Raw genomic sequence first — 19211 nt, 5'->3', positions numbered from 1 at the left:
CGCAGCCTTCGGCAGCTCCTACAGGGGGTTAGCCAGGCTTAGAAATCCTTGCACAACCGCAACGCGTCATAGATCGCCGCGTGCACGTTGCGCTGCGCCACACAGTCGCCGATGCGGAACAGCAGGTAGCCCTCGCCACTCTGCTCCAGGCACGGCTGCGGCTTGATCGCGAACAAGGCTTCGACGTCGATCTGGCCCTTGTTGCGCGAGGCTTCCTTCAGCGCGTAGTAGATCTCCTCGTCCGGACGCACGCCGTTTTCCACAACCACCTGGTCCACCACCCGCTCCTCTTTGGCGCCGGTGTATTCGTTTTCCAGCACCGCCACCAGCTTGTCGCCTTCGCGGTAGACCTTCTCCAGCATCATGTCGCCGGTCATGATCACTTCTTTCGGGTACATGCTGCGGTAGTAGGTCGGGAACGATGTGCCGCCAATCGCCACGCCCGGCTTGATGTCGTCGGTGACGATCTCGACCTGGCTGCCCTTGTCTGCGAGGAAGTCGGCGGTCGACATGCCGGTGAATTCACAGATGGTGTCGTACACCAGCACGTTCTTGCCCGGTGCAACCTTGCCATCCAGCACGTCCCAGCTGCTGACCACCAGGCCTTCAGCCGCACCCCAATGTTCGTTCTGTTCGAGGAATGGATGACCGCCAACAGCGAGCACCACCACGTCCGGACGCAGGTCGAGAATGGTCGGAGCATCGGCCGCCACGCCCAGGCGCAGGTCGACTTTCAAGCGCGCCAGTTCCAGCTGGTACCAGCGGGTAATACCGGCGATCTGGTCGCGCTGCGGCGCTTTCGAAGCCGTGGTGATCTGCCCGCCGATGAATTCTTTTTTCTCGAACAGGGTCACGTCGTGGCCACGTTCGGCGGCTACACGCGCAGCTTCCATCCCGGCAGGACCGGCCCCCACCACCACCACCTTGCGTTTGACCCCGGTAGTCTTTTCGATGATGTGCGGCACGCCCATGTATTCACGGGAGGTCGCGGCGTTCTGGATGCACAGCACATCCAGGCCTTGATACTGCCGGTCGATGCAATAGTTGGCGCCGACGCACTGCTTGATCTGGTCGATCTGGCCCATCTTGATCTTGGCAATCAGGTGCGGGTCGGCGATGTGCGCGCGGGTCATGCCGACCATGTCGACGTAGCCGCCTTCCAGGATACGCGTCGCCTGGTTCGGGTCCTTGATGTTCTGCGCGTGTAGGACAGGGGCCTTGACCACTTCCTTGATACCGGCGGCCAGGTGCAAAAATGGCTCCGGTGGATAACTCATGTTCGGGATCACGTTGGCCAGGGTGTTGTGAGTGTCGCAACCCGAGCCCACCACACCGATGAAGTCCAGCATGCCGGTGTCGTCGTAGTACTTGGCGATCTGTTTCATGTCCTCGTGGGACAAGCCGTCCGGGTGGAATTCGTCACCGCACAAACGGATGCCGACGCAGAAATCGGGGCCGACTTCGGCGCGCACGGCTTTTAAAACTTCGAGACCAAAGCGCATGCGATTCTCGAAGCTGCCGCCCCATTCATCGGTACGTTTGTTGACCCGCGGGCTCCAGAACTGGTCGATCATGTGCTGGTGCACGGCCGACAGTTCGACCCCATCCAGGCCACCGGCTTTGGCGCGGCGCGCGGCCTGGGCATAGTTGCCGATCACCCGCCAGATTTCTTCCGGCTCGATGGTCTTGCACGTGGCACGGTGCACCGGCTCACGCACGCCGGACGGCGACATCAGAGTCGGCCAGTTAAAGCCGTCCCAGCGCGAGCGGCGGCCCATGTGGGTAATCTGGATCATGATCTTGGCGCCGTGCTTGTGCATGGCGTCGGCGAGGTTCTGGAAGTGCGGAATAATGCGGTCGGTGGACAGGTTCACCGAGCTCCACCACTCCTGCGGGCTGTCGATGGCTACCACGGATGAACCGCCGCAAATCGCCAGGCCGATCCCGCCCTTGGCTTTCTCTTCGTAATACTTGACGTACCGATCGGTGGTCATGCCGCCGTCGGTCGCGTAGACCTCGGCGTGCGCCGTGCTGAGCACACGGTTGCGGATGGTCAGTTTGCCGATCTGGATCGGCTGGAACATTGCTTCGAAAGCCATGGCGGGGTCCTCGTCTTACAACGGCTTGACGGTGAACAAACCGTCTTCGTGGCCTTCTTCGGAGCCACCGTAAACCTGTTCGGCAACCGTGCGGATATTGCTGCCGCGGGCTTGCAGAATCTGGTCCATGGCGCCGGCAAACCAGCCGGTGAACATGTAGTCAACTTTGCGCCCGACTTTGCCGTACACGTAGACGAATGCCGAGTGTTCGAGCTTGACGCTGGCGGTGCCTTTGTCGAGGTCGATGTCCTGAATCTTGAACAGGCCCCAGCCGCGTTGCGACAAGCGTTTCATGTAGTGCTCGAACACCGCGACGCCTTCCAGGCCGTGGCACTCGGCTTCTTTTTCACACCAGTGCCAGGCGGATTTGTAGCCGGCCTTGTAGAGGATTTCCGCGTAGGCGTCGGCGCCCAGCACTTCCTCGATACCGATGTGGTTATTGACGAAGAAATGGCGCGGCACGTACAGCATCGGCAAGGCGTCGGAAGTCCAGACACCGGTCTCGCTGTCGACTTCGATAGGCAATTGCGGGGCGATCTTGGCCATGGAAAATTAACTCCAGAAAATTCGTGATCAGTGCGAAACAAAGCTTTTGCTTTGCTTTGCTTTTATAAACAAGCCGTGTGAATGACTTTGGAGCCGTAGCGAGCACGTCGAGAGCAAGGAAGGACCGGAGCGACAAGCGAGACAGTACGAGACGTACGGCGAGTTTGGCGCGAGGACCTGACGCAGCTATCGGCGAGCGGAGTAGGCTCCAGAGTTATTCACTCGCCCCAGACGTCCTTGAGGACATTGACCCAGTTCTCGCCCATAATTTTGCGCACCACGCGCTCGGAATGGCCGCGCTTGAGCAGGGTTTCGGTCAGGTTCGGGAACTCGCCGACTGTGCGGATGCCCAGCGGGTTGATGATCTTGCCGAAGCTGGTCAGGCGGCGGGCGTAGCCCTTGTCGTGGGTCAGGTATTCGAAGAAATCCTGGCCATGGCCCTGGGTGAAGTCGGTGCCGATGCCGATGGCGTCTTCGCCGACGATGTTCATGGTGTATTCGATGGCTTCGGCGTAGTCGTCGATGGTCGAGTCGATGCCCTTGGCCAGGAACGGCGCGAACATGGTCACGCCGACAAAACCGCCGTGATCAGCAATAAACTTGAGCTCTTCATCGGACTTGTTGCGGGGGTGAATCTTCAAACCCGACGGCAGGCAGTGCGAGTAGCACACCGGTTTTTTCGATTCGAGGATGACTTCTTCGGAAGTTTTGGAGCCGACGTGGGACAGGTCGCACATGACGCCAACACGGTTCATCTCGGCGACGATTTCCCGTCCAAAACCCGACAGGCCGCCATCGCGCTCGTAGCAGCCGGTGCCCACCAGGTTCTGGGTGTTGTAGCACATCTGCACGATACCAACGCCGAGCTGCTTGAACACCTCGACATAGCCGATCTGGTCTTCGAAAGCATGGGCGTTCTGGAAGCCGAACAGGATGCCGGTCTTGCCCTGCTCCTTGGCCTTGCGGATATCGGCCGTGGTGCGCACCGGAATCACCAGGTCGCTGTTTTCGCGAATCAACTTCTGGCTGGCGGCGATGTTGTTGACGGTGGCCTGGAAGCCCTCCCACACCGATACGGTGCAATTGGCTGCGGTCAGGCCGCCCTTGCGCATGTCTTCGAACAGCTCACGGTTCCACTTGGCGATAATCAGCCCGTCGATAACGATACTGTCGGCGTGCAATTCGGCTGGGCTCATCAGGCTGTCCCCTATTGTCGATTCATACGCCGAATCGTGTGTCGGCGCTTTGGGGCCAGCATATGCCTGAGTACCGGGACAGCCGGGTGCAAAAACGACAGGGGAATTGCCGAAAGCGTCAATCCGCGACAAAGGGTCGTTGCCAGGCCAGATCGTGCGCCTGTTCAAGCCCGTTCGCTTGCGCCAGAATCCGTGCACGACGCAATGCTCACTTGGCTCTATTGGAATAAGGGACGGCAGCGCAATGAAAATGATCTTTCTGGTTCTGGCATTGATCGCCACGGGCGTGCACGCGGAAGAAGAGTCCGAGATCACCCCCTGCGACGCTGTCGAAAACGACGTCCAGACCCTCGAGTGCTCGGTCTATGGCCGAACCACCGCCGAAGACCTGCTCAAGGAAAACTACCAGACCCTGGCCGAGCGCATGCAAACGCTCTACGGCAAGAACCCGGCCCAGCTGGCAGACATCACCGCAAAAATCAAAGCGGCGCAGCAGCAATGGCTGAAGACCCGGGACGCCGACTGCGCGGTCGAAGCTTTCCCGGCGACGACAGGCAGCAAAGCCTTCACGATCGCGCAAAATGATTGCGTGGCGCGGATGAGTGATGAACGGTCGGAGTTTCTGGAGTCGATTGGGCAGGAGTGAGGCTCTGAATCGGGGCAATATGCCGATACGCTTGATTGCTTGGCCTTTGCGGAAATATAAGTAAAGATTTGAAAATCTTATAAAAGACTTATATTCTTCCATGAACAGTATTCACTGGACCCGCAAAGCCGTTAAGCAGCTGTTGAAATTGCACTCCAGCCATCAAGTTCAGGTCCGTGACGCTGTCACGATCCTGGCTTGCATGCCGGATGTGAACAATGTCAAAGCGCTGGTTGGACATGAATTCGCTTACCGACTGCGAGTGGGTAATTATCGGGTCATGTTCGACTGGGATGGCGCAATCAAGGTGGTCAGTATCCAAGAGGTCAAGAAACGCGATGAACGCACCTACTGAGGTTCAAATCATCAACGACGCGGATGGCAACCCCGCTTTCGTAGTCATCCCATACGCCCAATATGTCGCGCGCAAGATTGAACCTGACCTCATTCCCCACGAGGTAGTCAGTCGTATCGTTGACGGCGCGACGCCGATTCGTGCCTGGCGTGAGCATCTGAACCTCACCCAGGATGAAGTAGCCAAACGCATGGGTATCACCCAGCCGGCCTTCGCCCAGCAGGAAACCGTTGCCAAGCCTCGAAAGGCGACCCGAGAAAAAATCGCTGCGGCGTTTGGAATACGCGCCAACCAACTCGAACTGTAGATAGGCCTGCGTAGGAGCTGTGTAGGAGCTGTCGAGTGCAACGAGGCTGCGATCTTTTGATCTGACAATAAAGACACCCAAAACTGGTGGAGGAACCCGCCCCACCAGCCACCCCCTACCCAATCACTTCGAGAACCACTGGATCGCCGAGGACAGTCGACCACGCTGTAGCACTCAAGCCGTGACTTCACCGCGAGGCTGCGCCACCATCACACCTCATCGACTGAAAGGACCTGAAATGAAAATCTGCGGCATTGAAATCAAAGGCAGCGAAGCCATCATCGCCGTCGCGTCCCTCGATGATCAGGCACTGAGCCATCTGCCCCTGGCCACCAAGAAGATCGCCCTGGACGATGATGACGAAGCGGCGAACGTCAAAGTGTTTGCCGCGCACGTGGCGTCGCTTGTTCGGGAGAATTCCATCGACCGGATCGTGATCAAAAAGCGCAGCAAGAAAGGTGAATTTGCCGGTGGACCGACCACATTCAAGATCGAGGGCATTTTCCAGCTGCTGGAGAGTTGCGAGGTGACGCTGCTGTCGCCACAGACAATCAACGCGCAGGCGAAGAAGCACAATTTTGAACTGCCGGGGACGCTGAACAAGTATCAGCATGAGGCGTACAAGGCCGCGTGTTCGGCCTTGGTAAAAAAATAGGTTTTATACTGTAGGAGTGAGCCTGCTCGCGATTGCGGTGGCTCAGTCGACATCGATATGAATGATCCACCGCAATCGCGAGCAGGCTCACTCCTACAGGGGTTCTCGGGTGTTTATGCTTTTGCGGTACGCCTGTCTTCCCGCGGACACCGCTCATACTTCGCCCGATAACTTCGGGTGAAATACGACGGCGACTCAAAACCGCACGCAATGCTCACTTCCAGCACGCTCATGTCCGTCTGGCGCAACAACTGCCGCGCCTTCTCCAGGCGCAGGCGCAGATAAAAATTGCTCGGCGTGTCGTTCAGGTGCAAGCGAAACAAGCGTTCCAGCTGCCGCCGCGTGACCTTGATCGACTCCGCCAGCGCCAGGGTGCTCAGCGGCGGCTCGCTGTGCTGCTCCATCTCACCGATCACCTGCACCAGTTTCTTGTTGCGAATGCCGTAGCGACTGGCGACTTCCATGCGCTGGTGGTCTTTGCGCGGGCGGATGCGCCCGAGTACGAATTGTTCGCTGACCTCGATCGCCAGCTCCGGACCATGGGCCTGGCTGATGAGGTCGAGCATCAGGTCGATTGAGGCCGTGCCGCCCGCCGAGGTGATGCGCTTGCGATCGATCTCGAACAACTCCTGGGTGACGCTGAGCTGTGGATAAGATTCCTTGAACGCATCGATCGCTTCCCAGTGCAGAGTCAGCCGATGGCCGTCGAGCAGGCCCGCCTCGGCGAGGACAAAACTGCCGGTATCGATGGCGCCCAGGGTCACGCCCTCACCGTCCAGCCGCCGCAGCCAGTGTTCAAGCGCCGGGGTGGCGAATTTCAGCGGTTCGAAACCGGCGACCACCAACAGCGTCGCACCCTTGCTCAGCGGCTCCAGCGCCGCATCGGCGTTCACTGACATGCCATTGCTGGCCAGTACCGCCCCTCCGTCGGCACTCAGCACGTGCCAGCGATACAGCTCGCCACGAAAGCGATTGGCGACCCGCAGCGGTTCGATGGCCGAGATGAAACCGATGGCGGAAAAACCCGGCATCAACAAGAAGTAGAAATCCTGGGACATGGAGCGCACTCGACTGACAGATAACGTGAGGGCGGGAAACGTGTGGACGTTGATACGCCAGTTGTCTGCGGCATTCAAGAGCACAGGTCGCTCCAGTGCAAGAGCTGGTCGCCGTAGTGCGCGTTGACCGGGGCCGAGCTGCGTAACTTGGCATCACCGGCACATAGATACCGGAACCCACAATAACGTCTGCCGAGGAACCCGACATGAAACGACTGATCAGCAGCTGCGTTCTTGCACTTAGCGGTACCGCCTTGTTAAGCGCAAGCGTCATGGCGGCCGAACCGGCGTCCTGCCAGAACGTGCGCATGGGCGTGGTGAACTGGACCGACGTGATCGCCACCAGTGCCATGACCCAGGTCCTGCTCGACGGCCTCGGCTACAACACCAAACAGACCAGCGCGTCCCAGCAAATCATCTTCGCCGGGATTCGCGACCAGCGCCTGGACCTGTTCCTGGGCTACTGGAACCCGCTGATGACCCAGACGATTACTCCATTTGTCGACGCCAAGCAGGTCAAGGTGCTGGAAGCGCCAAGCCTGAAAGATGCCCGCGCGACCCTGGCCGTTCCGACTTACCTGGCAGACAAGGGCCTGAAAACTTTTGCTGATATCGCCAAATTCGAGAAGGAACTGGGCGGCAAGATCTACGGCATCGAGCCAGGCTCGGGCGCCAACACCCAGATCAAGGCGATGATTACCAAAAACCAGTTCGGCCTCGGCAAGTTCCAGCTGGTGGAATCCAGCGAGGCCGGCATGCTCGCGGCGGTGGATCGCGCCGTGCGACGCAAGGAAGCCGTAGTGTTCTTCGGCTGGGCGCCGCACCCGATGAACGTCAACGTGCAGATGACCTACCTCACCGGCAGTGAAGATGCCCTGGGCCCGAACGAAGGCATGGCCACGGTCTGGACCGTCACTGCGCCGAACTACTCACAGCAATGCCCGAACATCGGCCGCTTGCTCAGCAACCTGACCTACTCCGCCGAGGACGAGAGCCGGATGATGCAGCCGCTGCTGGATCACAAGGACGCCTTTGAATCGGCCAAACAATGGCTCAAGGATCACCCCCAAGACCAACAGCGCTGGCTCGAAGGCGTCACCACCTTCGACGGCAAACCGGCGGCTGAAAACCTCAAACTGACCAGTAAATAAACCCTGATTTAACCGCCGAATCGCAGCCCGGCCGGGCTGCGAACGGAATCATCACGCCTGCAAGGAACCCGCCTCATGAATCACGACGTCATCATCACCTGCGCACTCACCGGTGCTGGCGACACGACCGCCAAGAGCCCACACGTGCCGGTCACCCCGAAACAAATCGCCGCCGCTGCAGTGGAAGCCGCCAAGGCCGGCGCCACCGTGGTCCATTGCCACGTGCGCAACCCCGAAACCGGCAAGTTCAGCCGTGACGTCGCGCTGTACCGCGAAGTGATGGAGCGCATCCGCGAGGCGGACGTCGACATCATCGTCAACCTCACCGCCGGCATGGGCGGCGATTTGGAAATTGGCGCTGGCGAGAACCCGATGGAGTTCGGTCCCAATACTGACCTGGTCGGGCCGTTGACTCGACTGGCGCACGTCGAAGCGCTGCTGCCGGAAATCTGCACCCTCGATTGCGGCACCCTAAACTTCGGCGATGGCGACACCATTTACGTGTCCACCCCCGCGCAACTTCGCGCCGGCGCCAAACGCATCCAGGAGCTGGGGGTGAAGGCCGAGCTGGAAATTTTCGACACCGGCCACCTGTGGTTTGCCAAGCAGCTGATCAAGGAAGGCTTGCTCGATGATCCGCTGTTCCAGCTGTGCCTGGGCATTCCATGGGGTGCACCGGCGGATACCACCACCATGAAAGCCATGGTCGACAACCTGCCGGCCAATGCGGTCTGGGCCGGCTTTGGCATCGGGCGCATGCAGATGCCGATGGCGGCACAAGCGGTTCTGCTGGGCGGCAACGTGCGGGTCGGGCTGGAAGACAACATCTGGCTGGACAAGGGCGTGCTGGCGACCAATGGCCAACTGGTCGAACGCGCCAGCGAGATCCTCAGCCGCCTGGGTGCGCGGGTCCTGACGCCGGCAGAAGGCCGGGCAAAAATGGGCCTGACCAAGCGCAGCTGACGCCAAATATCCCCCCGTAGGAGCTGCCGAAGGCTGCGATCTTTTGACTTTGGCTTTTAAAAAACAAGATCAAAAGATCGCAGCCTTCGGCAGCTCCTACGGGGTTCACCGAATACTTTCAGGGAATCGCCATGACGTTTATCACCGAAATCAAAACCTTCGCCGCCCTCGGCAGCGGTGTCATCGGCAGCGGCTGGGTATCCCGCGCCCTCGCCCACGGCCTCGACGTAGTGGCCTGGGACCCGGCGCCCGGCGCCGAAGTTGCCCTGCGCAAACGCGTCGCCAATGCCTGGGGCGCCCTGGAAAAACAAGGACTAGCCCCTGGCGCGTCGCAAGACCGCCTGCGCTTTGTCGCGACCATTGAAGAGTGCGTTCGCGACGCCGATTTCATCCAGGAAAGCGCCCCTGAGCGGCTGGACCTGAAACTCGAACTGCACAGCAAAATCAGCGCGGCGGCCAAACCCGACGCCCTTATCGGCTCCAGCACTTCGGGCCTGCTACCCAGTGAGTTTTACGAGAGCTCGACCCACCCGGAACGCTGCGTGGTCGGGCACCCGTTCAACCCGGTTTATCTGCTGCCCCTGGTGGAAGTGGTGGGCGGAAAAAACACTGCTCCCGAGGCCGTGCAGGCGGCGATGAAAGTCTACGAATCCCTGGGCATGCGGCCGCTGCATGTGCGCAAGGAAGTGCCAGGGTTTATCGCCGACCGTTTGCTTGAAGCGTTATGGCGAGAGGCGCTGCACCTGGTCAACGACGGCGTGGCAACCACCGGCGAGATCGATGATGCGATTCGCTTTGGTGCGGGGTTGCGCTGGTCGTTCATGGGCACGTTTTTGACTTATACCCTGGCAGGCGGCGATGCGGGCATGCGCCATTTCATGGCGCAGTTCGGTCCGGCATTGCAGCTGCCGTGGACCTACCTGCCGGCGCCGGAGCTGACGGACAAGTTGATTGATGATGTGGTAGATGGCACCAGTGATCAGCTGGGGACACATAGCATTTCGGCGCTGGAGCGCTATCGTGATGATTGCCTGCTGGCGGTGCTGGAGGCGGTGAAGACTACCAAGGAGAAGCATGGGATGGCCTTCAGCGAATAACCCCCCTACTGATCGTTCCCACGCTCTGCGTGGGAATGCCTCAATGGACGCTCTGCGTCCGGTCTTGGGACGCGGAGCGTCCGGGGCTGCATTCCCACGCGGAGCGTGGGAACGATCATGACCTCAGGATTTGATGACATGCCCAAACTGACCACCTACCAAACCACAATTATCCCCGACTGGGTCGACTACAACGGTCACCTGCGCGACGCTTTCTACCTGCTCATCTTCAGCTACGCCACCGACGCCCTCATGGATCGCCTCGGCATGGACAGCAGCAACCGCGAGGCCAGCGGCAACTCGCTGTTCACCCTCGAACTGCACCTCAACTACCTGCACGAAGTGAAGCTCGACGCCGAGGTTGAAGTGCGTACGCAGATCATCGGCCACGACAGCAAACGCCTGCACCTCTATCACAGCCTGCATCTGGTGGGTGATGACAAGGCGCTGGCTGGCAATGAGCAAATGCTCCTGCACGTCGACCTCGCCGGCCCGCGATCGACCCCCTTCAGCGCCCACACCCTGGGCAGGCTCCAGGCGATCGCCGCTGAACAGACCGACCTGCCTGCACCCGACTACATAGGCCGAGTGATTGCCCTACCCGCAAAAAAATAATCAGGAGATCGCCATGAACACCGCCACCGCTGTTGCCGACTTCCGTACCTATCCATTAATCAGCGCGTTGACCGCCGTGCACTCCCTGGCGGACCGGGTTCAAGTGATCTGGGCTGACGCACGCATCAGCCCTTTCCATCACCAGTGGCTGCGGGACAACTGTCCGTGCCCGCTGTGCGTCTACACCGTGACCCGCGAACAAGTGCTGGAAATCGTCGACGTAGCCGAAGACCTCAAACCCGGCGCAGCGCGCATCGATGCCGACGGCTGCCTGTTTGTCGATTGGCAGGATGGCCATCTCAGCCGCTTCGATCCTGGCTGGTTGCGCGCCCATGCCTATGACGACGATTCCCGTGCCGAACGCCGGGCCGGCAAACCTAAAACCAGGCTGTGGCGCAGTGATCTGCAGCTGCCGGTGTTCGAGTATTCAGCGCTGATGGATGACAACGACGCGTTGCTGAAATGGCTGCTGGCGGTGCGTGACATCGGCTTGACCCAAGTCCGTGGCGTGCCCACCGAGCCGGGGTCCCTGAAGCTGATTGCGCAACGGATTTCCTTCATCCGCGAGAGCAACTTCGGCGTGCTGTTCAATGTGCAATCCAAGGCTGATGCCGACAGCAACGCTTACACCTCATTCAACCTGCCGTTGCACAGCGACTTGCCGACCCGGGAGCTGCAACCGGGGCTGCAGTTTCTGCATTGCCTGGTGAATGACGCTGAAGGTGGCGAGAGTATTTTCGTTGATGGTTTTGCCATTGCCGATGCGTTGCGCGAGGAAGATTCGCAAGCGTTCGCGGCGCTGTGCGAGATCCCGGTGGAGTTTCGCAACAAGGACCGGCATAGCGATTACCGCTGCCTGGCACCGATCATTGCTGTGGATGCGTTGGGACAGGTCACGGAGATTCGCATGGCGAACTTTTTGCGTGGGCCGTTTGATGCCTCGGTGGAGCAGATGCCGAGGCTTTATCGGGCGTACCGACGCTTTATTGCGATGACTCGCGAGCCTCGGTTCAGGCTGATGCAGAGGCTCAATCCCGGTGAGCTGTGGTGCTTTGATAACCGTCGCACCCTTCACGCACGCAATGCGTTCGACCCTGCAACGGCCGCCCGGCATTTTCAGGGGTGTTATGTGGATCGGGATGAATTGCTGTCGCGGATCCTGGTTTTACAAAGGTAGACCGCGTCATCGTTCGTCGCGGGCAAGCCTTGCTCCCACAGATTTAATGTCAATCACAAAACCCAGGATAGGCCCACTCCTGTGGGAGCAAGGCTTGCCCGCGATGGGGCCCGGACAGACAACACACAAGGCAAAAAAAACCCCGATCAAGCCGTGACAGGATCGGGGCAGAGGTGGGTACTGTTGAGGAGCCGCCGTGCGAGGGTGACCAAACCTTCGTGAAGCCAGCTGAACCCAGTTTGCCCGCTCCCCTGTCGATCCAGTTAGCCGAAAACGACCTGTTCATAGGTATCGCGGCCATCATGACAAATCGCCCTTGCCGCCACTCCACGCCCCTACCAGAATCGAGCCACGACACCGTTCCCTGAAGAAGGATTGCGTCATGATGTACGCTGATTTGATTGACCAGGAAGACCTGTTGGGCCAGTTGAAGTCATTGGGCTTTCAAGTGCCGAGCGGCGCTACCGCCGAGCAGGCTTGCGAGTGTGCAGTGCGGGGCTTGAACGATGAACGGGCGATGACGCTGCGGACTATGGTCAAGCAGATGTACACCAGCAGCGCGACTATTCTGCCGGCTGTGCGTCAGGCGATCGACAGGCAGTTACTGCCAGCGTTAGCGGCGTATCAGCAGACCCGTAGTGCCTGACAGGACGCCATCGCGGGCAAGTCTTGCTCCCACAGTTTATAATCCTTGTGGGAGCAAGGCTTGCCCGCGATGAAGGCGACTCGGTTTAGAGCCTTACACTGGCAAAAGTCGACTCATTACGCGCCTGACTCAACGCCGACAACGGCCCCGACAATGGTGACAACACCAGCGCCTGCGGCAGCGGCATCATCGCCACCTGCTGCGTAGTGTTGGAACCAACGCGTTCATCACGCGGTGGGATGCCGAAGTACTCGCGATAGCACTTGGAAAAGTGCGGAGTGGAAACAAAGCCGCACACCGAAGCCACTTCGATGATCGACATCGGCGTCTGCTTGAGCAACTGCCGGGCGCGGATCAGGCGCAGTTTCAGGTAGTAACGCGACGGCGAGCAATGCAGGTATTTCTGGAACAACCGCTCCAGCTGACGCCGGGAAACAGCGACATACACCGCCAGCTCGTCCAGGTCGATCGGCTCTTCCAGATTGGCCTCCATCAACGCGACGATTTCCTGCAACTTCGGCTGGTTGGTGCCAAGCATATGTTTGAGCGGCACGCGCTGGTGATCCTGCTCGTTGCGGATGCGCTCGTAGACGAACATCTCCGAAATCGCCGCGGACAGTTCACGCCCATGATCACGGCTGATCAGGTGCAGCATCATGTCCAGCGGCGCAGTGCCGCCGGAGCTGGTGAACCGGTTACGGTCGAGGGTGAACAAGCGGGTGCTCATGGCTACGCGCGGGAAAGCTTCCTGCATCGAGGCCAGGCATTCCCAGTGCACGCTGCAATCAAAACCGTCCAGCAGACCGGCGCAAGCCAGGGCCCAGCTGCCGGTGCAGACCGCGCCGAGACGACGCGACTGACGCGCCTGGCTCTGCAGCCATGACACGTGCTCGCGGGTAACGGTGCGCTGAATGCCGATGCCGCCGCAGACAATGATGGTGTCCAGCGCGGGCGCCTTGTGCATGGAGCAATCGGGAGTGATCTGCAGGCCGTCACTGGCCCAGACCTGACCGCCATCAACAGTGAGTGTGCTCCAGCGATACAGCTCACGGCCGGACAACTGGTTGGCCATGCGCAGCGGTTCAACTGCGGACGCCAGGGAAATCAGCGTGAAATTGTCCAGCAGCAAAAAGCCGATGGATTGAGGCGCACGGTTCTGGGGTTGGGCCCCGGAGTTGAACGTCGTCATCGCGGTATCTCCTCACACAAAGCGGGTGATGGCCTCAGGCGGAGGCTCTTGTTATTGCCATCAATCTCGCGTGGGAGACGGGCTTTGTAATGACAGAGCAATTGCCATGCCTAAATTTGAATGCGCGTTCAATAACTCCTGAAAACGACGTCGGAATATGTCCGGATGCTTCTACAAAAGGACGCGCGGAGAGTAGGGATTTAAAGTGCCATCAGGCGGGGCTGGGCACTGCTGCGCTGGGGGGTGAGCAAATCGGTAGCACTTGTGGGAACGGCGCCGCGGGTGGTTGGAAAAGAGTGTCACCACAGGCACGGGTGACGAGTGGTCGATCGGTACCTCGGTTATTTGATGGACTTATCTGTAAGCGACGCGCCATAAGGTGGCGCGCGCAGAATAGAGTGTTCACTTAGCGCGCAGTTTTGACTGGTCTGACGTCATCGCGAGCAGGCTCACTCCTACAGGTGAGCGCGGTCCCTGTAGGAGTGAGCCTGCTCGCGATAGGGTCGACTCGGTATCAACACTCCACCGCACTAACCGCCAACCCACCCCGCGAAGTCTCTTTATATTTGTCATGCATATCCGCCCCGGTATCACGCATGGTGCGGATCACCCGGTCCAGCGAGATAAAGTGCTGCCCATCCCCGCGCAACGCCATCTGCGCCGCATTGATCGCCTTCACTGCCGCAATCGCATTACGTTCAATGCACGGCACCTGCACCAGCCCACCCACCGGGTCGCAAGTCAGGCCAAGGTTGTGTTCCAGGCCAATCTCCGCCGCGTTGCACAGTTGTTCCGGTGTGGCGCCAAGAATCTCCGCCAACCCCGCTGCCGCCATGGCGCAAGCCGATCCGACCTCACCCTGGCAACCGACTTCCGCACCGGAAATCGAAGCGTTCTTCTTGCACAAAATCCCAACCGCCGCCGCGCTGAGGAAGTAATCGACCACATTGGCTTCAGTCACCACTTCGCTGAACTTCATGAAGTAATGCAGCACCGCCGGGATGATCCCCGCCGCGCCATTGGTCGGCGCCGTGACCATGCGCCCGCCCGCAGCGTTTTCCTCGTTGACCGCCAGGGCGAACAGGTTGACCCATTCCATGGCACTCAGGGTCGAGCCGATCACATTCGGTTTGCCCAGTTCCTGCAGGCTGCGGTGCAACCTGGCCGCCCGCCGCCGCACGTTCAGGCCGCCGGGCAGGATGCCTTCGTGCTTGAGGCCCTGCTCTACACAATCCTGCATGGCTCGCCAGAGTGTCATCAGGCCGGACCGGATTTCGTCTTCGCTGCGCCAAACCTTCTCGTTGGCCATCATCAGTTCGGCCACTCGCAGATTGTGTTTCTGGCACAGGCTCAGCAACTCGACCGCACTGGAAAAATCATACGGCAGCACAGTGCGGTCCATGTCCACCACGCCGCTGCTGGCCTGCGCTTCATCCACGACAAAGCCACCTCCGACCGAATAGTAGGTATCGCGATGCAGCTCGCCGGCATCACCCTCGACGATCAGGGTCATGGCGTTGGGATGAAATGGCAGGTTTTCGTCGATCAAGCGCATGTCCCGGGCCCAGATGAACGGCACCGGCAAATGACCATCGAGCAACAACTGTTCGGTTTCGCGCAGGGTGGCGATGCGAATGCCGATTTGCGACGGATCGATCGCGTCCGGCCACTCACCCATCAAACCCATGATCACCGCATTGTCGCTGCCGTGACCGATGCCGGTGGCGGACAGCGAACCATACAGCTGCACTTCCACGCGCCGCACCTGCTCCAGCAGCCCTCGCTCACGCAGGTTCTGGACGAACAGCGCGGCGGCACGCATGGGCCCTACGGTATGCGAACTGGAAGGGCCAATGCCGATTTTGAACAGGTCGAAAACGCTGATAGCCATTACTGCCGAACTCCTGGATATGCCCAACTCCAGGCGCAAAAGCGCCCAGTGACGAAGCTGCTACGCTGAAGCTGCAATCCGCCGATATGGCTGCATCATCAAGCTTTTACCCGGTCGTTCGACGTCTCGAACCGACGCACTCTTGTCCAGCAACGCCGCGAGTCGCCAACGCTACGGTTTCGCCGTTTTTTTGCGGCGCAGCGGGACAAACAGGGCTGAAAAAAGCTGTAAACGACGTCACCGACACTGGATGCGACCATCCCTGTACTGGTTACGACGCCCCCTGTAGGCGTCAGATTTTCACTGGTACATGATCGTATCGACTCGATTGCAAGGCGCCGTGGTAGAGCTCTCTCAAAACGCCATCCAACCGCAACCTATAAGTGCGGTGGTCCAGTCGGAACACTGCCAAAAAAAACACCAAGGAGTCAGTCAATGAAAGGTTCCCCGTCGTTGTTGTTGGCCGCCATGCTTAGTCTGCCGGTTCTGGCACAAGCTGCAGAACCGGCCCAATGCAGCACCGTAAACTTCTCTGATGTCGGCTGGACCGACATCACCGTCACCACCGCGACCACCAGCGTCGTGCTCGACGCACTGGGCTACAAGACCAAAACCACGATGATCTCGGTCCCGGTGACCTACAAGTCTCTGGCCGACGGCAAGAACATGGACGTGTTCCTGGGTAACTGGATGCCGACCATGGAGAACGACATCAAGGCCTACCGCGATGCCGGCACTGTGGAAACCTTGCGCGCTAATCTGGAAAACGCGAAATACACCCTCGCCGTCCCCGAAGAGTTGTATAACAAGGGTCTGAAGGATTTTGCCGACATCGCCAAGTTCAAGAAGGAACTCGACGGCAAGATCTACGGCATCGAACCGGGTAACGACGGCAACCGTCTGATCCAGAGCATGATCGACAAGAACGCCTTCGGCCTTAAAGACGCCGGCTTCAAGGTGGTCGAGTCCAGCGAGGCAGGCATGCTCTCGCAAGTCGATCGCGCCCAGCGCCGCAACACCGCCGTGGTGTTCCTGGGCTGGGAACCACACCCGATGAACACTCGCTTCAAGATGAAGTACCTGACCGGAGGCGACGACTTCTTCGGCCCGAACTTCGGCCAGGCGACCATCTTCACCAACACCCGCAAGGGCTACGCCCAGGAATGCAGCAACGTCGGGCAGCTGCTGAAGAACCTGGTGTTCACCCTCGACATGGAAAGCACGTTGATGGGCAACGTCCTGGACGACAAGCAGAAGCCTGACGCGGCCGCCCGAGCCTGGCTGAAGAATAATCCACAGGTGCTCGATACCTGGCTCGCTGGCGTGACCACCATTGACGGTAAACCAGGCCTGGAGGCCGTGAAAGCCAAACTCGCACAGCCTTGAGTTCAGGAGCATCGCTTATGCCGGGCAGGCTTGCCTGCCCGGGCTGTTATTTCCTTGCATGCGGACGTTCAATACCATGCTGATTGATCAGAAAATCCCTTTAGGCCAGTACATCGCGGGCTTCGTCGAATGGTTGACGCAACATGGCGCCAACACCTTCGACGCAATCGCCGTGTCACTGGAAACGATGATCCACGGCGTGACTTTTGCGCTGACCTGGTTCAACCCGCTGGCATTGATCGGCCTTATCGCCCTACTCGCGCATTTCATTCAACGAAAGTGGGGCCTGACGGTGTTCGTCATCGCCTCCTTCCTGCTGATCCTCAACCTGGGGTACTGGCAGGAAACCATGGAAACCCTGGCCCAGGTGCTGTTCGCCACCCTGGTCTGCGTGGTCATCGGCGTGCCGTTGGGCATCGTCGCCGCGCACAAGCCGATGTTCTATACCCTGATGCGTCCGGTGCTCGATCTGATGCAGACCGTACCGACCTTCGTTTACCTCATTCCTACCCTGACCCTCTTCGGGCTGGGTGTGGTCCCGGGCCTGATCTCCACGGTGGTGTTCGCGATTGCCGCGCCGATCCGCCTGACCTACCTGGGTATCCGTGATGTTCCCGCAGAATTGATGGACGCCGGCAAAGCCTTCGGCTGCTCGCGCCGTCAACTGCTCGCACGCATCGAGTTGCCCTACGCCATGCCCAGCATCGCGGCCGGCATCACCCAGTGCATCATGCTGTCGCTGTCGATGGTGGTGATCGCCGCACTGGTCGGCGCCGACGGCCTGGGCAAACCCGTGGTCAACGCACTGAACACTGCTGATATCGCCCTGGGCTTCGAAGCGGGCCTGGCGATCGTATTGCTGGCGATCATGCTCGACCGTATCTGCAAACAACCCGACGCCAAGGTAGGGGGTGACGCATGAGCATTATTCGCTTCGAAGACGTCGACGTAATCTTTTCCAAGGACCCGCGCGAGGCGTTGAAACTGCTCGACCAGGGCATGACTCGCGACCAGATCCTGAAAAAAACCGGGCAGATTGTCGGTGTGGAAAAAGCCAGCCTGGACGTGGAAAAAGGTGAAATCTGCGTGCTGATGGGCTTGTCCGGTTCCGGCAAATCCAGCCTGCTGCGTTGCATCAACGGCCTCAACACCGTCAGCCGCGGCAAGTTGTTCGTCGAGCATGAAGGCAAGCAGATCGATATCGCTTCCTGCACCCCGGCAGAACTGAAAATGATGCGCACCAAGCGCATCGCCATGGTGTTCCAGAAGTTTGCCCTGATGCCCTGGCTGACGGTGCGCGAGAACATCAGCTTCGGCCTGGAAATGCAGGGCCGCCCGGAGAAGGAACGCAAGAAACTGGTCGATGAAAAACTCGAACTGGTGGGCCTGACCCAATGGCGCAACAAGAAGCCCGATGAGCTGTCCGGCGGCATGCAGCAGCGTGTCGGCCTGGCCCGCGCGCTGGCGATGGATGCCGACATCCTGCTGATGGACGAACCCTTCTCGGCACTCGACCCGCTGATCCGCCAGGGCCTGCAGGATGAATTGCTGGAACTGCAAAGCAAGCTGAACAAAACCATCGTCTTCGTCAGCCACGACCTCGATGAAGCGCTGAAGCTCGGCAGCCGCATCGCGATCATGAAAGACGGTCGCATCGTCCAGTACAGCAAGCCGGAAGAGATCGTGTTGAACCCGGCAGACGATTACGTGCGCACCTTCGTCGCCCACACCAACCCGTTGAACGTGCTGTGCGGCCGCAGCCTGATGCGCACGCTGGACAACTGCAAACGCATCAACGGCTCGGTATGCCTCGACCCGGGTGGCGATTCGTGGCTGGACCTTGCCGAGGGCAACACCATTAAGGGTGCCCGCCAGAACGGGGCGAGCATGGACCTGCAGAACTGGGTGCCCGGTCAAGCGGTGGATGGCCTGGGACGTCGGCCAACGCTGGTGGACTCCAATATCGGCATGCGTGACGCGCTGCAGATCCGCTATCAGACGGGCAACAAGCTGGTGCTGCACGACAACAATCGGGTGGTGGGGATTCTTGGCGACAGCGAGCTATATCACGCGCTGCTCGGCAAGAACCTGGGGTAAGGCAACAGACACAAAAACGCCGCGAAAGGATCGCGGCGTTTTTGTTTACAGAGAAGATCAAAAGATCGCAGCCTACGGCAGCTCCTACAGGGGAACGCAATCCAATGTAGGAGCTGCCGAAGGCTGCGATCTTTTGA

Annotated in this window: 19 protein-coding genes; 13 read left to right on the top strand and 6 right to left on the bottom strand. The window is 59.6% G+C overall.

The features are described from left to right. Nucleotides 1-38: 38 nt before the first annotated feature. The 3 genes from dgcA to ACYZTK_RS17425 form a co-directional block, all read right to left on the bottom strand. On the bottom strand, nucleotides 39-2099 hold the full coding sequence (dgcA, locus tag ACYZTK_RS17435) for a dimethylglycine demethylation protein DgcA (protein ID WP_462011020.1): 2061 nt from the start codon (nucleotides 2097-2099) through the stop codon (nucleotides 39-41). Between the two features lie 15 nt (nucleotides 2100-2114). Further along, nucleotides 2115-2645 carry a DUF5943 domain-containing protein gene (locus tag ACYZTK_RS17430; protein ID WP_462011019.1) on the bottom strand — a complete coding sequence of 177 codons (531 nt, stop codon included), beginning with the start codon at nucleotides 2643-2645 and terminating at the stop codon, nucleotides 2115-2117. Between the two features lie 218 nt (nucleotides 2646-2863). Further along, complete coding sequence (locus ACYZTK_RS17425; RefSeq protein ID WP_008033250.1) at nucleotides 2864-3841, bottom strand: dipeptidase; 978 nt, start codon at nucleotides 3839-3841, stop codon at nucleotides 2864-2866. A 244-nt stretch (nucleotides 3842-4085) separates the two neighbouring features. Here ACYZTK_RS17425 and ACYZTK_RS17420 point away from each other — a divergent pair, with 244 nt between their 5' ends. From ACYZTK_RS17420 to ACYZTK_RS17405, 4 genes are all read left to right on the top strand, one after another. Next, nucleotides 4086-4487 carry a lysozyme inhibitor LprI family protein gene (locus ACYZTK_RS17420; RefSeq protein ID WP_462011018.1) on the top strand — a complete coding sequence of 134 codons (402 nt, stop codon included), beginning with the start codon at nucleotides 4086-4088 and terminating at the stop codon, nucleotides 4485-4487. A gap of 100 nt (nucleotides 4488-4587) precedes the next feature. Further along, nucleotides 4588-4842, top strand: a complete 255-nt coding sequence (locus ACYZTK_RS17415) for a type II toxin-antitoxin system RelE family toxin (protein ID WP_462011017.1) — start codon at nucleotides 4588-4590, stop codon at nucleotides 4840-4842. Continuing rightward, a complete protein-coding gene (locus ACYZTK_RS17410; protein WP_462011016.1) occupies nucleotides 4826-5149 on the top strand; it encodes a helix-turn-helix domain-containing protein in 324 nt (107 codons plus the stop codon). Before ACYZTK_RS17415 ends, ACYZTK_RS17410 begins: the two co-directional genes overlap by 17 nt. Before the next feature lie 238 nt (nucleotides 5150-5387). Continuing rightward, the gene (locus ACYZTK_RS17405) at nucleotides 5388-5804 is read left to right on the top strand and encodes a DUF3010 family protein (protein ID WP_462011015.1); all 417 of its coding nucleotides are present in this window, start codon (nucleotides 5388-5390) and stop codon (nucleotides 5802-5804) included. Between the two features lie 113 nt (nucleotides 5805-5917). Here ACYZTK_RS17405 and ACYZTK_RS17400 read toward each other — a convergent pair whose 3' ends face one another. After that, nucleotides 5918-6862, bottom strand: coding sequence for a GlxA family transcriptional regulator (locus tag ACYZTK_RS17400; protein ID WP_462014922.1), 945 nt, complete (start codon nucleotides 6860-6862; stop codon nucleotides 5918-5920). Between the two features lie 206 nt (nucleotides 6863-7068). Here ACYZTK_RS17400 and ACYZTK_RS17395 point away from each other — a divergent pair, with 206 nt between their 5' ends. From ACYZTK_RS17395 to ACYZTK_RS17370, 6 genes are all read left to right on the top strand, one after another. Next, nucleotides 7069-8013 carry a choline ABC transporter substrate-binding protein gene (locus ACYZTK_RS17395; RefSeq protein WP_462011014.1) on the top strand — a complete coding sequence of 315 codons (945 nt, stop codon included), beginning with the start codon at nucleotides 7069-7071 and terminating at the stop codon, nucleotides 8011-8013. A gap of 75 nt (nucleotides 8014-8088) precedes the next feature. Then, nucleotides 8089-8976, top strand: coding sequence for a beta-keto acid cleavage family enzyme (locus ACYZTK_RS17390; RefSeq protein ID WP_462011013.1), 888 nt, complete (start codon nucleotides 8089-8091; stop codon nucleotides 8974-8976). Between the two features lie 131 nt (nucleotides 8977-9107). Beyond that, a complete protein-coding gene (locus ACYZTK_RS17385; protein ID WP_462011012.1) occupies nucleotides 9108-10073 on the top strand; it encodes an L-carnitine dehydrogenase in 966 nt (321 codons plus the stop codon). A 138-nt stretch (nucleotides 10074-10211) separates the two neighbouring features. After that, nucleotides 10212-10688, top strand: a complete 477-nt coding sequence (locus ACYZTK_RS17380) for a thioesterase family protein (protein ID WP_462011011.1) — start codon at nucleotides 10212-10214, stop codon at nucleotides 10686-10688. Between the two features lie 13 nt (nucleotides 10689-10701). Further along, the gene (locus ACYZTK_RS17375; protein ID WP_462011010.1) at nucleotides 10702-11865 is read left to right on the top strand and encodes a gamma-butyrobetaine dioxygenase; all 1164 of its coding nucleotides are present in this window, start codon (nucleotides 10702-10704) and stop codon (nucleotides 11863-11865) included. A gap of 382 nt (nucleotides 11866-12247) precedes the next feature. After that, the gene (locus ACYZTK_RS17370) at nucleotides 12248-12511 is read left to right on the top strand and encodes a hypothetical protein (RefSeq protein WP_462011009.1); all 264 of its coding nucleotides are present in this window, start codon (nucleotides 12248-12250) and stop codon (nucleotides 12509-12511) included. Nucleotides 12512-12596: 85 nt separating this feature from the next. Here ACYZTK_RS17370 and gbdR read toward each other — a convergent pair whose 3' ends face one another. Both gbdR and ACYZTK_RS17360 read right to left on the bottom strand, forming a co-directional pair. After that, complete coding sequence (gene gbdR, locus ACYZTK_RS17365) at nucleotides 12597-13700, bottom strand: choline metabolism transcriptional regulator GbdR (protein ID WP_449645638.1); 1104 nt, start codon at nucleotides 13698-13700, stop codon at nucleotides 12597-12599. Nucleotides 13701-14214: 514 nt separating this feature from the next. Next, nucleotides 14215-15591, bottom strand: a complete 1377-nt coding sequence (locus ACYZTK_RS17360) for an L-serine ammonia-lyase (protein WP_462011008.1) — start codon at nucleotides 15589-15591, stop codon at nucleotides 14215-14217. A gap of 435 nt (nucleotides 15592-16026) precedes the next feature. Here ACYZTK_RS17360 and ACYZTK_RS17355 point away from each other — a divergent pair, with 435 nt between their 5' ends. The 3 genes from ACYZTK_RS17355 to choV all read left to right on the top strand — a co-directional run bounded on the left by ACYZTK_RS17355 (nucleotide 16027) and on the right by choV (nucleotide 19074). Further along, the gene (locus ACYZTK_RS17355) at nucleotides 16027-16977 is read left to right on the top strand and encodes a choline ABC transporter substrate-binding protein (protein ID WP_462011007.1); all 951 of its coding nucleotides are present in this window, start codon (nucleotides 16027-16029) and stop codon (nucleotides 16975-16977) included. A gap of 76 nt (nucleotides 16978-17053) precedes the next feature. Continuing rightward, entirely contained in the window at nucleotides 17054-17899 is an 846-nt protein-coding gene (gene choW, locus ACYZTK_RS17350) for a choline ABC transporter permease subunit (RefSeq protein WP_109635476.1), read from the top strand. Then, nucleotides 17896-19074 carry a choline ABC transporter ATP-binding protein gene (choV, locus tag ACYZTK_RS17345; RefSeq protein WP_462011006.1) on the top strand — a complete coding sequence of 393 codons (1179 nt, stop codon included), beginning with the start codon at nucleotides 17896-17898 and terminating at the stop codon, nucleotides 19072-19074. The genes choW and choV overlap by 4 nt, the downstream gene beginning before the upstream one ends. Nucleotides 19075-19211: the final 137 nt, after the last annotated feature.

This window comes from Pseudomonas sp. LB3P31, from assembly GCF_054897945.1.
Note: the sequence above shows the minus strand (reverse complement) of the source record. Positions and strands in the feature narration are given on the sequence as shown.

Excerpts from the sequence above, each read along its gene's own strand:
- dgcA (WP_462011020.1), bottom strand. The coding sequence starts at position 2,099 with ATGGCTTTCGAAGCAATGTTCCAGCCGATCCAGATCGGCAAACTGACC.
- ACYZTK_RS17395 (WP_462011014.1), top strand. The coding sequence starts at position 7,069 with ATGAAACGACTGATCAGCAGCTGCGTTCTTGCACTTAGCGGTACCGCC.
- ACYZTK_RS17415 (WP_462011017.1), top strand. The coding sequence starts at position 4,588 with ATGAACAGTATTCACTGGACCCGCAAAGCCGTTAAGCAGCTGTTGAAA.
- ACYZTK_RS17370 (WP_462011009.1), top strand. The coding sequence starts at position 12,248 with ATGATGTACGCTGATTTGATTGACCAGGAAGACCTGTTGGGCCAGTTG.
- ACYZTK_RS17390 (WP_462011013.1), top strand. The coding sequence starts at position 8,089 with ATGAATCACGACGTCATCATCACCTGCGCACTCACCGGTGCTGGCGAC.
- choW (WP_109635476.1), top strand. The coding sequence starts at position 17,054 with ATGCTGATTGATCAGAAAATCCCTTTAGGCCAGTACATCGCGGGCTTC.
- ACYZTK_RS17430 (WP_462011019.1), bottom strand. The coding sequence starts at position 2,645 with ATGGCCAAGATCGCCCCGCAATTGCCTATCGAAGTCGACAGCGAGACC.
- ACYZTK_RS17425 (WP_008033250.1), bottom strand. The coding sequence starts at position 3,841 with ATGAGCCCAGCCGAATTGCACGCCGACAGTATCGTTATCGACGGGCTG.
- choV (WP_462011006.1), top strand. The coding sequence starts at position 17,896 with ATGAGCATTATTCGCTTCGAAGACGTCGACGTAATCTTTTCCAAGGAC.
- ACYZTK_RS17405 (WP_462011015.1), top strand. The coding sequence starts at position 5,388 with ATGAAAATCTGCGGCATTGAAATCAAAGGCAGCGAAGCCATCATCGCC.
- ACYZTK_RS17375 (WP_462011010.1), top strand. The coding sequence starts at position 10,702 with ATGAACACCGCCACCGCTGTTGCCGACTTCCGTACCTATCCATTAATC.
- ACYZTK_RS17410 (WP_462011016.1), top strand. The coding sequence starts at position 4,826 with ATGAACGCACCTACTGAGGTTCAAATCATCAACGACGCGGATGGCAAC.
- ACYZTK_RS17380 (WP_462011011.1), top strand. The coding sequence starts at position 10,212 with ATGCCCAAACTGACCACCTACCAAACCACAATTATCCCCGACTGGGTC.
- ACYZTK_RS17420 (WP_462011018.1), top strand. The coding sequence starts at position 4,086 with ATGAAAATGATCTTTCTGGTTCTGGCATTGATCGCCACGGGCGTGCAC.
- ACYZTK_RS17400 (WP_462014922.1), bottom strand. The coding sequence starts at position 6,862 with ATGTCCCAGGATTTCTACTTCTTGTTGATGCCGGGTTTTTCCGCCATC.
- ACYZTK_RS17360 (WP_462011008.1), bottom strand. The coding sequence starts at position 15,591 with ATGGCTATCAGCGTTTTCGACCTGTTCAAAATCGGCATTGGCCCTTCC.
- gbdR (WP_449645638.1), bottom strand. The coding sequence starts at position 13,700 with ATGACGACGTTCAACTCCGGGGCCCAACCCCAGAACCGTGCGCCTCAA.
- ACYZTK_RS17385 (WP_462011012.1), top strand. The coding sequence starts at position 9,108 with ATGACGTTTATCACCGAAATCAAAACCTTCGCCGCCCTCGGCAGCGGT.
- ACYZTK_RS17355 (WP_462011007.1), top strand. The coding sequence starts at position 16,027 with ATGAAAGGTTCCCCGTCGTTGTTGTTGGCCGCCATGCTTAGTCTGCCG.